Annotated in this window: 12 protein-coding genes and 1 pseudogene; 5 read left to right on the forward strand and 8 right to left on the reverse strand. The window is 58.8% G+C overall.

Annotated features, from left to right (window positions below; all coding sequences use genetic code 11):
- Positions 1-219 precede the first annotated feature (219 nt).
- Both fabA and fabB read left to right on the forward strand, forming a co-directional pair.
- On the forward strand, positions 220-735 hold the full coding sequence (gene fabA, locus AACY08_RS16020; protein ID WP_003210552.1) for a 3-hydroxyacyl-[acyl-carrier-protein] dehydratase FabA: 516 nt from the start codon (positions 220-222) through the stop codon (positions 733-735).
- Between the two features lie 11 nt (positions 736-746).
- Positions 747-1967 (forward strand): beta-ketoacyl-ACP synthase I, encoded by a 1221-nt coding sequence (gene fabB / locus AACY08_RS16025; protein ID WP_012723103.1) that lies wholly within the window; start codon positions 747-749, stop codon positions 1965-1967.
- Positions 1968-2045: 78 nt separating this feature from the next.
- Here the strand turns inward: fabB and AACY08_RS16030 are convergent.
- Positions 2046-2524 (reverse strand): annotated as a pseudogene (locus AACY08_RS16030) (HAMP domain-containing protein); the annotation flags it as partial.
- Positions 2525-2698: 174 nt separating this feature from the next.
- Positions 2699-3721 carry an amidohydrolase family protein gene (locus AACY08_RS16035; protein WP_339470338.1) on the reverse strand — a complete coding sequence of 341 codons (1023 nt, stop codon included), beginning with the start codon at positions 3719-3721 and terminating at the stop codon, positions 2699-2701.
- 139 nt (positions 3722-3860) lie between these two features.
- Between AACY08_RS16035 and AACY08_RS16040 the strand changes: the two genes are divergently transcribed.
- Both AACY08_RS16040 and AACY08_RS16045 read left to right on the forward strand, forming a co-directional pair.
- A complete protein-coding gene (locus tag AACY08_RS16040) occupies positions 3861-4277 on the forward strand; it encodes an OsmC family protein (RefSeq protein ID WP_314567716.1) in 417 nt (138 codons plus the stop codon).
- A gap of 64 nt (positions 4278-4341) precedes the next feature.
- A complete protein-coding gene (locus tag AACY08_RS16045) occupies positions 4342-5208 on the forward strand; it encodes a pirin family protein (protein WP_339470340.1) in 867 nt (288 codons plus the stop codon).
- A gap of 107 nt (positions 5209-5315) precedes the next feature.
- Here the strand turns inward: AACY08_RS16045 and AACY08_RS16050 are convergent, their stop codons facing one another.
- The 4 genes from AACY08_RS16050 to AACY08_RS16065 all read right to left on the reverse strand — a co-directional run bounded on the left by AACY08_RS16050 (position 5316) and on the right by AACY08_RS16065 (position 9031).
- On the reverse strand, positions 5316-6044 hold the full coding sequence (locus AACY08_RS16050) for a dienelactone hydrolase family protein (RefSeq protein ID WP_339470341.1): 729 nt from the start codon (positions 6042-6044) through the stop codon (positions 5316-5318).
- A 67-nt stretch (positions 6045-6111) separates the two neighbouring features.
- Positions 6112-8016, reverse strand: coding sequence for a molecular chaperone HtpG (gene htpG / locus AACY08_RS16055; RefSeq protein WP_339470343.1), 1905 nt, complete (start codon positions 8014-8016; stop codon positions 6112-6114).
- Between the two features lie 104 nt (positions 8017-8120).
- Positions 8121-8558 carry a PaaI family thioesterase gene (locus AACY08_RS16060; protein WP_339470345.1) on the reverse strand — a complete coding sequence of 146 codons (438 nt, stop codon included), beginning with the start codon at positions 8556-8558 and terminating at the stop codon, positions 8121-8123.
- The gene (locus AACY08_RS16065) at positions 8555-9031 is read right to left on the reverse strand and encodes a PaaI family thioesterase (RefSeq protein WP_339470347.1); all 477 of its coding nucleotides are present in this window, start codon (positions 9029-9031) and stop codon (positions 8555-8557) included. The genes AACY08_RS16060 and AACY08_RS16065 overlap by 4 nt, the downstream gene beginning before the upstream one ends.
- Positions 9032-9188: 157 nt before the next feature.
- On the opposite strand from AACY08_RS16065, the gene AACY08_RS16070 reads away from it, so the two are divergent.
- Positions 9189-9440 carry a hypothetical protein gene (locus AACY08_RS16070; RefSeq protein WP_090407089.1) on the forward strand — a complete coding sequence of 84 codons (252 nt, stop codon included), beginning with the start codon at positions 9189-9191 and terminating at the stop codon, positions 9438-9440.
- Positions 9441-9530: 90 nt separating this feature from the next.
- Here AACY08_RS16070 and AACY08_RS16075 read toward each other — a convergent pair whose 3' ends face one another.
- Both AACY08_RS16075 and brnQ read right to left on the reverse strand, forming a co-directional pair.
- Entirely contained in the window at positions 9531-10268 is a 738-nt protein-coding gene (locus AACY08_RS16075) for a DUF599 domain-containing protein (RefSeq protein ID WP_339414676.1), read from the reverse strand.
- Between the two features lie 171 nt (positions 10269-10439).
- Positions 10440-11753, reverse strand: a complete 1314-nt coding sequence (gene brnQ / locus AACY08_RS16080; RefSeq protein WP_339414677.1) for a branched-chain amino acid transport system II carrier protein — start codon at positions 11751-11753, stop codon at positions 10440-10442.
- Between the last annotated feature and the right edge of the window lie 296 nt (positions 11754-12049).

A 12049-nucleotide genomic window follows, 5' to 3' on the forward strand; every position in this document is an offset into this window, starting at 1 on the left:
TGAAAGGCGAAAGTGCGGCAGTCTTAGGCACCCGAACGGGCCCATAAACAGACCCGGTTTAAAATTTCAGTGAACAAGTGTACATTCAGTGCCTTGCCGCTGTGACTTTCACTACAACGCAATAGTCTATGTGTAGGCTGCCGACATGAGGCATGAACGCTTCATTCGGTTCGGGAAGATTTGCCCTACCCTGCCGCATGGGATTATTGAGGAGCTCGCATGACCAAACAAAACGCCTTTACTCGGGAAGACCTGCTGCGCTGCAGTCGCGGTGAGCTGTTCGGCCCAGGTAACGCGCAACTGCCCGCCCCGAACATGCTGATGGTGGATCGCATCACCCATATCAGCGAAGAAGGTGGCAAGTACGGCAAAGGTGAATTGGTCGCCGAGCTGGATATCACCCCGGACCTGTGGTTCTTCGCCTGCCATTTCGAAGGTGACCCGGTGATGCCAGGCTGCCTGGGCCTTGACGCCATGTGGCAACTGGTTGGCTTCTATCTGGGCTGGCAAGGCCTGCCGGGTCGCGGTCGCGCCCTGGGGTCAGGCGAAGTGAAATTCTTTGGCCAGGTCTTGCCGACCGCCAAGAAAGTCACCTACAACATTCAAATCAAGCGCGTCCTCAAGGGCAAGCTGAACCTAGCTATCGCTGACGGTTCGGTGACTGTCGACGGTCGCGAGATCTATACTGCCGAAGGCCTTCGAGTCGGCGTATTCACTTCCACTGACAACTTTTAAGGGTTATCCGCATGCGCCGCGTCGTTATCACTGGTCTGGGCATCGTTTCTTGCCTGGGCAATGACAAAGAGACCGTCACCGCTAACCTGCGTGCAAGTCGCCCTGGCATCCGCTTCAACCCGGAATATGCCGAAATGGGTCTGCGTAGCCAGGTTTCCGGCTCCATCGACCTGCCCCTCGAAGAACTGATCGATCGCAAGATCTATCGCTTCGTCGGCCACGCAGCCGCCTACGCCTACCTGGCGATGAAAGACGCGATCGCCGACTCCGGCCTGAGCGAAGACCAGGTATCCAACGTACGCACCGGCCTGATCGCTGGCTCCGGCGGCGCATCGACCCTCAACCAGATGGAAGCGCTGGACATCCTGCGCGAAAAAGGCGTGAAGCGCGTCGGCCCGTACCGTGTTACGCGGACCATGGGCAGTACCGTTTCGGCCTGCCTGGCCACGCCATTTGCAATCAAGGGCGTGAACTACTCGATCTCCTCCGCCTGCGCCACCAGTGCTCACTGCATCGGGACTGCCGTTGAGCAGATCCAGCTGGGCAAGCAGGACATCGTGTTCGCCGGCGGCGGTGAAGAAGAGCATTGGAGCCAATCGTTCCTGTTCGACGCCATGGGTGCACTGTCCACCCAGTACAACGAAACCCCGGAAAAGGCCTCCCGCGCCTACGACGCCAAGCGTGACGGTTTCGTCATTGCCGGCGGTGGTGGCATGGTGGTGGTCGAGGAGCTGGAACACGCTCTGGCCCGTGGTGCCAAGATCTACGCGGAAATCGTTGGCTACGGCGCGACGTCCGATGGCTACGACATGGTTGCACCAAGCGGTGAAGGCGCCATCCGTTGCATGCAGATGGCAATGTCTACCGTTGACACCCCAATCGACTACCTGAATACCCACGGCACGTCGACTCCGGTCGGTGACGCCAAGGAAATGGAAGGCGTGCGGGCGGTTTTCGGCGACAAGGCCCCGGCCATCAGCTCTACCAAGAGCCTGTCCGGTCACTCCCTGGGCGCCGCTGGCGTTCACGAAGCGATCTACTGCCTGCTGATGATGGAAGGCAACTTCATGGCCGGCTCGGCCAACATCGACGAGATTGATCCGGTTGTGGCTGATATGCCAATCCTGACCAAGACCGTTGAAAACGCCAAGATCGACACCGTGATGAGCAACAGCTTCGGCTTTGGTGGCACTAACGCTACCCTGGTGCTGAAACGCTGGCAGGGTAAATAAACCTCGCAGGTTGATCATATGAAAAGCCCCGACTGGTTCGGGGCTTTTTTGTGGGTCACTGAATTTGAGATCGTGCTGCTACACAGAAAACCGCGCCACCATCGAATTCAAATCCACCGCCAACCGCGACAACTCCTGGCTCGCCGCACTAGCCTGATTCGCCACCTCGATGTCTGATACGCCAGATCGCGAACGTTCATCAAATTGCGATCCACTTCCCGCGCCACTGCCGCCTGTTGCTCAGACGCACTGGCAATCACCAGGTTACGCTCATTGATGAGGGTAAACGCCGAGGCAATTTCCTCCAGCGCCGTGCCCGCCGAGGTCACACAGCTGAGTTCTTCAGAGGCCGACGCCAACTGGTTGGAAGACGCGGAGATACGCCGGATGGTCTCGCTCAAGTTCTCCTGCATGCCCTTGAGCGCCTGCTGCAAGCGCGCCGGCTCGTCGCGGCCACTCACGCCGACCTCACCGGTCAAGTCCCCGCTGGCCACGCCCTGGGCGACTTTCAACGACTACGCCAACGGCAGCACGATACTGCGTGTCAGCAAAACCGCCCAGGGCAAACACCATCAACGCCAACACACCAAAACCCAATCCTGCACGCGGGGCGATATTCAGACGTCTGATACTCATGCCTTGGCTCCTTCCAAACGCGCTGCATCCATTTGCAGCTGGCTCCTGAAAGGAATCGGCCCATTACGGCGATTGCGCAGGACCACAACGCGATATCAACGTGCTCCGCCATCGCGGCTCGCTTTAGGCAAGACGGCAAGAAAGTTGTCACGCGCGACTTTTTTGGCAACCTCCTCAGGCAACGCATCTAGAAAAGGGTCAAAGCGGCGCATTTCCTTACCCAGCTTGTTGAAACGCCCGACTACATCCGAGCCCACCATAAACCGATCTGGAAAGCGCCTCACCAGCGCTACCCACTCCGAGCGTGGCTGACCTGCGTCGTCCAGTAGATACGGCGTGAGCATGCTCCAGGACAAGTCGATATACAGGTTGGGGTAGGCCTCCAGCATGCGGCTCAACGCGGGCAACAAAAAGTCCATCTGCACCTGATGCCGCTGGATTTCCTTGCTGGTGCCGGCATGGGCCCAGATAAAGCGGGTGTGCGGATGGTTGCGCAGCGGCTCCTCGACCTCGGCGAGATACAGCGGGTTACGCTCGCGTTTGGAGGTGATATTGGAGTGCAGCATCACCGGCAGGTCGTTTTCCGCGGCGAGGTGATAGATGCGTGTCATGGCTTCGTTATTCGCGCGCGGTGTGTCACCCGCCGTGATGGCTGTGAGGTCGTCATGGCGCGTGAAGACTTCGCCGATGCCCTGCCAAAGCCCTGGGTTGAGGTCGAGCATGCGCTGGATATGGGCGTCCGAATTCTTGTCGTTGGGATTGAAGCCGGACAGGAACGGATGAAAGTGCTGGCGCTGCTCTGGGGTCAGTTTGTTGACGGCTGCCGCGACGATCACGTCGGTGGCGCTGTACCAATAGGCATCGGCGTCATCACCGGCGTAGTAGCGTGGGCGTTTGGGCTCGTCTTCGTGCCATTTCTTCGCGACCGGTATGCCGGAAATCATCACATGCTCAATGCGGTTGTCGGCCATCGCCTTGAGCAGCTTGTCCATGCCCGCGGTTTCCTGGAAGAAATCCACGTAATGCAGGTGCGCGTCGCTGTAGGCATAGTCGCGAGCCTGCACGGCAAGGCTACTGGCGGCGAGCCACAAGGCAAGGGTCAGGCGAGTCCAGGGCACGGTAAAACCTCGATTAGGGCTGATACGGGTAGACCTTGCGCGCCATGCCAGGTTCATCCAGCAAAAAACGCGGAACACCGAAGTGCCCGCATGCTCTATAACTGCATGACCTTCATCCTGCCACCCTGTGAGGTTTGCCATGCCTGTTACCGTGAATACCCTGAACCAGGACAACTTTCGCCATAGCGTCAATATCAACAACCATGAGTTGTTTACTGACCTGCCCAAAAGCCTGGGCGGCGACGATTCGGCGCCCTCCCCCCATGACTACTTCGACGCGGCACTGGCGTCGTGCAAGGCCTTGACCGTCAGGCTTTATGCCCAGAAAAAAGACATCCCGCTGACCGGCGTGACCGTGGAAGTCACCCACGACGCCACCGAAGAGCAAAAGGGCAAATACAAACTCAACGTTAAGCTGACGCTAAAGGGCGTACTCACCGACGAACAACGCGATGAGCTGCATCGCGTGGCTGATCGCTGCCCGGTGCACAAGTTGATGACTACCGCCGAGGTCAGCATCGAGACCCAATTGTCGGAAGGCGCCTTCAGCCAATAGCGGCAACATCCTACCGAGCGGGTTATGCTCAGAAGCATCCAACCCGCTCAGACTGGGATGCACCATGACCACCCTCACCGTGATCCGCCCTCGCCCCGAAGATGTCGAAGGCCAACCGATCCTGCGCCCTTTGCCGTCGCGAGAATGCCGCAGCGTTGGGCCTTTTGTGTTTTTCGACCATATGCTGCTCACCCGCTACACGCCGGGCGATGGCATGAACATCCGCCAGCACCCGCATATCGGGCTGTCGACCCTCACTTATCTGTTCAACGGTGCACTGCAGCATAAGGACAGCCTGGGCTCGGACCAAGTGGTGCAAGCCGGCGATGTCAGCTGGATGACTGCCGGCAGTGCGATTGCCCACGTCGAGCGCACGCCAGAGGCGCTCAAGGCCAGCGGTTTCAGCCTGCATGGGCTGCAAGTCTGGCTGGCATCACCAAAGGACCACGAAACGGGGCCGGGGCATTACAGCCATCACCCGGCAGCGAGCTTGCCGGTGAGTGACAACCTCGGCGTGCAGATCCGCCTGATTGCGGGTGATGGGTTCTGCCTCAAGTCGCCGGTGCCGGTGCTATCGCCCACGCTGTATGCAGAGGTGCGCATGCAACCCGCCACGACGCTGCTGATTCCTGATGAGCATGAGGAACGCGCGGTGTATGTGCTGGAGGGTGAAGCGCAGTTGGATGGTGAGGTGTTGGAGGTGCACAGCCTGGTAGTGTTGCCGACCGGGCAGGAAATGACGTTGTGTGCCGAGAGTGACTGCCATCTGGTGGTATTTGGCGGCGCGGCGCTGGATGGGCCACGGCGGATCAATTGGAATTTTGTGGCGAGTGACCCCTCAAGAATCGAACAGGCGCGGCAGCGCTGGGCGGCTGGGGATTGGCCGACGGTGCCGGGTGAGTCTGAAAGAATTGAGTTGCCGGTGAGATAGCATTCGCGAGCAAGCCCGCACACATTCGACCGCGTTTACCCTGTAGGAATGCGCTCGAATGTGGGAGCGGGCTTGCTCGCGATGAGGCCCGAACAAGCGCTAGGGATTTAGCCCTTGAACACTTCATCCAACAAGTTATGCATCGACTGAAAGGCCCGCGCAGCGGTCTTCGCGTCGTACATCATCGTGCCCGGCACATTCGCATGCGGGTCAGTGAAGGAATGTACCGCGCCGCCGTAGCTCAGCAACTGCCAATCCACACCCGCCGCGTTCATTTCATCTTCAAACGCCGGCAGTTGCTCTTTCGGCACCAACGGGTCGCAAGCACCGTGCAGCACCAGCACTGAACCCTTGATGTTCTTCGCATCCGCCGGATTCGGCGTGTCGAGGGTGCCGTGGAACGATACCGCAGCCTTCAACGGCGCACCGGTGCGCGCCAGCTCCAGGGAGCAGCAACCGCCAAAGCAGAACCCAAAGGTTGCCAACCTGGAGGTATCAACCTTCGCTTCGGCCTGGCCTTGCAACTGCTCGAAGGCCGCCTGCATACGCTGGGTCAGCAACGGGCGGTCATTCTTCAACGGCATCATCGCTGCGCCGGCTTCATCGCCATTCGACGGACGCACGGTTTGCCCGTACAGGTCGGCGATGAGCACCACGTAGCCCTTGCTGGCCACGCTTTTGGCGATCTCTTCGGCACCCGCACTCACACCCATCCAGTTCGGCGCCATCAGCAGGCCCGGCAACGGGCCTTTGTGGCTGGCATCGAACGCCAGGCGGCTTTCATAAGACTGGCCATCAATCTGATAGACCACGGAACGCACAGTGACTTGGCTCATCATTTACTCCAGTTGAGATGCACTAGAACGAAAAAACCCGCCGAGGCGGGTTTTCTCTACAACGGTGTCAAACCGACAGTTCAACCAACAGCTTGTTCAGGCGGCGCACATAGGCGGCCGGGTCTTTCAGGCTGTCGCCAGCAGCCAGGGCCGCTTGGTCGAAGAGGATGTGCGACAGGTCGCCAAAACGCTCTTCGTTCTGCTCGGCGTCGAGCTTCCCGATCAGCGGGTGAGCCGGGTTGAATTCGAAGATCGGCTTGGAATCCGGAACCTTTTGCCCGCTGGCTTCGAGGATCTGACGCATCTGCATGCCCAGGTCCGCTTCGCCGATGGCCAGGATCGCCGGGGAATCGGTCAGACGGTGGGAAACCCGCACTTCGCTGACAGCCTCGCCCAGGGACGCCTTGATCCGCTCAACCAGGCCTTCTTTGGCCTTGGCGACTTCTTCGGCTTCTTTCTTCTCTTCTTCGGAGTCCAGGTTACCCAGGTCCAGGTCACCACGGGCCACGTCGACAAAGGACTTGCCGTCGAAGTCGCTGAGGTAGCTCATCAGCCACTCATCGATACGGTCGGTCAGCAGCAGCACTTCGATGCCTTTCTTGCGGAAGACTTCCAGGTGCGGGCTGTTCTTGACCTGAGCGTAGGTTTCGCCGGTCAGGTAGTAGATCTTGTCCTGACCATCCTTGGCACGTGCCAGGTACTCGGCCAGCGACACAACTTGCTCGCCGCCCTCTTCATGAGTCGATGCAAAACGCAGCAGGCCGGCGATTTTTTCCTTGTTGGCGAAATCTTCAGCAGGGCCTTCTTTCATGACCTGGCCGAAGTTTTTCCAGAAGCCTTTGTATTGCTCAGGCTCGTTCTTCGCCAGTTTTTCCAGCATGTCGAGCACGCGCTTGGTCAGCGCCGACTTCATGGAGTCGATGATCGGGTCTTTCTGCAGGATTTCACGCGACACGTTCAGCGACAGGTCGTTGGAGTCGACCACGCCTTTGATAAAGCGCAGGTACAGCGGCAGGAAGGATTCCGCCTGGTCCATCACGAACACGCGCTGCACGTAGAGCTTGAGGCCCTTCGGCGCTTCACGCTGGTACAGGTCGAACGGAGCACGGGCCGGCACGTAGAGCAGCGAGCTGTATTCCAGCTTGCCTTCGACCTTGTTGTGGCTCCAGCTCAGCGGGTTTTCGTAGTCGTGACCGATGTGCTTGTAGAACTCCTGGTATTCCTCGTCCTTGATCTCGGTACGCGGACGGGTCCACAGCGCGCTGGCGCGGTTGACCACTTCCCATTCCTGGGCCGGCGCTTCTTCGCCTTCGGCAGCAGCCTGTTCTTTAGGCAGTTCGATGGGCAAAGCGATGTGGTCGGAGTACTTCTTGATAATGTTGCGCAGGCGCCAGCCATCGGCAAACTCGTCTTCACCGTCTTTGAGGTGCAGCACGATACACGTGCCACGGTCGGCCTTATCGATGGTAGCGATTTCGAACTCGCCCTCACCTTTGGATGACCAGTGCACGCCTTCACCGGCGGCAAGGCCGGCACGGCGACTGAACACTTCAACTTTATCGGCAACGATAAAGGCCGAGTAGAAGCCCACACCGAACTGGCCGATCAGGTGCGAATCTTTTTTCTGGTCGCCCGACAGATTCTTCATGAAATCAGCGGTACCGGATTTGGCGATGGTACCCAAGTGGGTAATCGCGTCTTCACGGCTCATGCCGATGCCGTTGTCTTCGAGGGTGACGGTCTTGGCGTCCTTGTCGAAGCTCACACGGATTTTCAGTTCGGCGCCACCTTCAAGCAACTCCGGCTTGGACAGGGCTTCGAAACGTAATTTGTCGACAGCGTCAGAGGCGTTCGAGATCAATTCGCGAAGGAAGATTTCCTTGTTGGAATACAGCGAATGGATCATGAGGTGCAGCAGTTGCTTCACCTCGGTCTGGAAGCCCAGGGTTTCCTTTTGAGTTTCCACACTCATGGTCATCAAACTCCAATTGGATGGTAGTGGCCGCGCCCTTGAGGGTTGGCGGCGGGTTGTCATCAAAGTTGGGGGCTAAGACCAGGATTTCAAGGGCAGCTCTGTTACTCGATTTTGAAATGCGCACGAGCGGTGGCGATGGGCTCGGCCGCGATGCTTTGCCAGGCGGTGATCGCCACGTTTGCCACTCGTCGGCCTTGGCGCCACACCTGGCATTTGGCGTAAGTGTCGCGAAATTGCCCGGCGCGCAGGTAATCCAGGGAAAAATCGATGATTTTCGGGATGCCTGGCGTACCGGTAAACACCAGTAGGTGCAGCGCCGCCGACAGTTCCATAAAGCCCGCTATCACCCCACCGTGCAGCGCCGGCAATATCGGGTTACCAATATTGTCCTTGTTGGCCGGCAGCCGAAACAGCAATTCATCTCCAAGCCGGGTGCATTCGATGCCGATCAGTTTGGCGTAAGGGATCAGGTTGAGCAGCGCCTCGTAATCGCCGCGCGCATGGGCCTGCTCCAGGCGGGTCTTGAAACGGTGCGTCATGCCTGTTCTCCCTTGAGCGTACTGCCCAGCCCTTGCGTGCCTTTGAGGCGCTTGCCCATGCGCATGAACGTACCCACCACATGGGCGATGGGTTGTTGAGCGTCATCCTGATAGGCGAAGCCACGGGTGAAGATCACGTCGGTGGTCACTCGATAGCATTGGGCGAACCCATACACCGGTTTATGTGGCGCGGCGGGATGCATGTAATCGACCCGCAGGTCGAGGGTCGGGCACACCTCGAACTCCGGCAATACACACAGGGTGGCCATGCCGCAGGCCGTGTCCATCAAGGAGGTCAGCGCGCCGCCGTGGATCACGCCGGTAGTGGGGTTTCCTACCAGATGCGCGGCGTAGGGCATGACAAGTGTGACGCCCTGCGCGTCGGCATGATGGGCGGTAATGCCCAACACCTGACAATGGCGCAAGGCCGATACAAAGCGTGTCGCACGCGCTAGCAGGGGATTTTCGGTCATCGTGTCTGGACTCTTATTTGTATGGATTCGCAATATCGGTGGCGCGTATGGAAGTTCCTAGGTGACTGTTTTTATATATCTTCGTAACAAAAGGAACTAATGCTGAACCGCCATGCTCGAAAGGCCAGTAGATATCTTCAATAAGGAGAAACACCCAATGCGCAAGACTTTAGCTATTTCCATGATGCTGGCCGCTGCCCTCGGTCTCGCTGCCTGCGACAAGAAATCCGAAGACAAAGCCCAAGACGCCGCAGCACATTCCGAGCAAGCTCAGAAAGACATGGCGAAGGCTCAGGATAAAGTGAACGACGCCGCGAAAGAAAATGCCGATGCTGCCAAAGCTCAGGCTGAATCGAACGACGCCGCCGCAAAAGAAGCAGCACCTGCTACCCCTGCCACCGGTTCTTGAGACCGCGGCTTGAAATAGCTTTGCTGCAAGAAGAAAGCCCGCTTAGATAGCGGGCTTTCTTTTGTCTGGCATTTAGAGTTGACGGTTTAACTAAATCGTCTCTTTAACCACTTCCGGCAACGGCGTATCGGTCTGCGTATACACCATCACTTGCAGTACGTCGGAATGAAACTCCCGGCGATACAACACCAGCACCACTCCACTGCTCATCAACATGAACAACCAGGGGCTGACAAACCACGCGAGCATGGTCATGCCGAAGTAATAAGCGCGAAGACCAAAGTTGAACTGGTTGGCGGCCATGGAGATCACCCGTGCCGCGCGCAGGGCAAATGCGTTGCGCTCCTGCTCCGACACGTGCCGCTCGCCGATCATCGGTGCCGAGCCCACCAGCACCGCCGCGAAGTTGTATTGGCGCATGCACCAGCTGAACGTGAAAAACGCATAGACGAATACCAGCGCCAGGCATAGCAGCTTGATCTCTGACATGCCTTGGGAGGCCTGCTGCACCATGGGGATGTCCGCCAACAGCGACACCGCGCGCTCCGAGGCGCCGAGCACGGTGAGAATACCGGCCAGGATAATCAAGGTACTGGAGGCGAAGAACGAGGCGTTGCGTTCCAGGTTGCCGATCACACTGGCATCGGCGATGCGGTTGTCGCGCAACAGCATGCGGCGCATCCAGTCCTCGCGATACAGATGCAGCACGCTGGCGAGGCACGCGGTGTCCCGGGCTTTCCAGGTGGCATAGCGGGTGTACCCTCCCCAGCAGAGGACGAACCAGAGGGCGGCAAGCAGGTGGATCTGATTGGTTTCGACGAACGACATGTGGATCCTGTTGCACGGTGGTGTGGATGTTAACGCAGTCTAAAATGTGGGGGCGGGCTTGCTCGCGCCCATATTTACTGCGCTCCAACTTTAGAAGGTTGTTGTCTCATAAGCATAAAAAATGCCCCGTATCGATTGATACGGGGCATTTCAGTACTGCGCGAGCGTGGGTTATGCGATCGCTTCGCTGCGCTTACCGAGCATGCGGTCAACCACCACCGCAACCCCCAGGGTCATCACCGAAGGCACCAGCCACGCCAGGCCCTGCTCGCTCAACGGCAAATTTGCAAACTGCGACGGCAACCAACCCGCCAGACCCGCCCCCTTGAGCGCGTCGATGCAGCCAAAGATGAACGACACCAACATCACCGGTCCAACGATACGGCCCTGCTCCTGCCAGAAGTCTTTGCAGAAGCTCAGCGCAACCAGCACGATGCACGGCGGATAGATCGCGGTGAGTACCGGGATCGAGAAGGCAATCAGCTTGGTCAGGCCCAGGTTGGACACGAACAGCGAGAACAGCGCCAGGATCACCACCAGGGTCTTGTAGGACAGCGGCAAGACGCGGCTGAAGTACTCGGCGCAGGCACAGGTGAGGCCAACAGCCGTGACCAGGCACGCCAGGGAGATCAGCACAGCCAGGAAGCCGCTGCCCAGGGAGCCAAACGTGTGTTGCACATAGGCGTGTAATACGGCGGCGCCATTGGCAGCACCGGCGGCGACTTCATGGCTGCCCGAACCAAGGCGGAACAGGCTGACATACACCAGCGCCAAGCCCACACCGGCGATCAAGCCGGCGATGATTGCGTAGCGGGTGATCAGCTTTGGCGACTCCACGCCACGGGAGCGAATGGCGTTGACGATCACGATGCCGAACACCAGGGCGCCCAGGGTATCCATGGTCAGGTAGCCATTGATGAAGCCTTGTGAGAACGGCGCAGCCACGTATTCCGGGGTAGCGACACCCACGTCACCGGCCGGCAAGGCAAACGCGGCGATGCCGAGGATGGCCAAGGCAATGATCTTCAGCGGTGCGAGGAATCGACCCACGGTGTCCAGCAGTCGGCCTGGGTACAGGGAGACAAAGAACACCACCAGGAAATACACCGAACTGTAGAGGAACAGCGCCAACGGGCTTTCGCCGGTCAGCGGTGCCAGGCCCACCTCAAAGGATACGGTCGCGGTACGCGGCGTGGCGAACAGCGGCCCTACCGCCAGATACGCCGCCGCCGCCAGCAGGCCACCGGCAATCTTGCCGATCGGGCTGCTCAACGCGTCCATACCGCCGCCAACCTTGGCCAGCGCGATCACGGTGACCACCGGCAAACCCACCGCGGTGATCAAAAAGCCCAGCGCTGCCATCCAAACGTGAGGCCCGGACTGCAAACCCACAATAGGCGGGAAGATGATGTTGCCGGCGCCCACGAACAGGGCAAAGGTCATAAAACCCAGCGCCAGGATGTCCTGGCCTTTCAACACTTTCATTTGAGGAAATACCACACTACTGAATCGGAATTTAGAGAGGGATTCCCTATGGATGAGGGAAATACTGCCGGCCCTTATGGGAGCCGACCGGTCTAGCACGCGGCTTCCTTTTGGGATGCGGGCGCATAAAGAGGCGGCTAGGGTACAGAATTGGGCTGACAAACGCACTGTTGCGGGGCGGACTGTCCGATAAGCGACAGTTCCATGTCGCATTCTCGTAAGAGCAGCAACAAGTGGCAAGCTTCAAGCGGCAAGAAGCACCGCATGCTTCTCTCTTACCGCTTAAAGCTTGCCGC

The organism is Pseudomonas sp. EL_65y_Pfl1_R83 (assembly GCF_963970695.1).
GTDB lineage: Bacteria > Pseudomonadota > Gammaproteobacteria > Pseudomonadales > Pseudomonadaceae > Aquipseudomonas > Aquipseudomonas tritici.

Bases quoted from the DNA above. Each gene is read 5' to 3' on its own strand.
- fabB (WP_012723103.1), top strand. From the start codon at position 747: ATGCGCCGCGTCGTTATCACTGGTCTGGGCATCGTTTCTTGCCTGGGC.
- brnQ (WP_339414677.1), bottom strand. From the start codon at position 11,753: ATGAAAGTGTTGAAAGGCCAGGACATCCTGGCGCTGGGTTTTATGACC.
- AACY08_RS16040 (WP_314567716.1), top strand. From the start codon at position 3,861: ATGCCTGTTACCGTGAATACCCTGAACCAGGACAACTTTCGCCATAGC.
- AACY08_RS16075 (WP_339414676.1), bottom strand. From the start codon at position 10,268: ATGTCGTTCGTCGAAACCAATCAGATCCACCTGCTTGCCGCCCTCTGG.
- htpG (WP_339470343.1), bottom strand. From the start codon at position 8,016: ATGAGTGTGGAAACTCAAAAGGAAACCCTGGGCTTCCAGACCGAGGTG.
- AACY08_RS16050 (WP_339470341.1), bottom strand. From the start codon at position 6,044: ATGAGCCAAGTCACTGTGCGTTCCGTGGTCTATCAGATTGATGGCCAG.
- AACY08_RS16045 (WP_339470340.1), top strand. From the start codon at position 4,342: ATGACCACCCTCACCGTGATCCGCCCTCGCCCCGAAGATGTCGAAGGC.
- fabA (WP_003210552.1), top strand. From the start codon at position 220: ATGACCAAACAAAACGCCTTTACTCGGGAAGACCTGCTGCGCTGCAGT.
- AACY08_RS16065 (WP_339470347.1), bottom strand. From the start codon at position 9,031: ATGACCGAAAATCCCCTGCTAGCGCGTGCGACACGCTTTGTATCGGCC.
- AACY08_RS16070 (WP_090407089.1), top strand. From the start codon at position 9,189: ATGCGCAAGACTTTAGCTATTTCCATGATGCTGGCCGCTGCCCTCGGT.
- AACY08_RS16060 (WP_339470345.1), bottom strand. From the start codon at position 8,558: ATGACGCACCGTTTCAAGACCCGCCTGGAGCAGGCCCATGCGCGCGGC.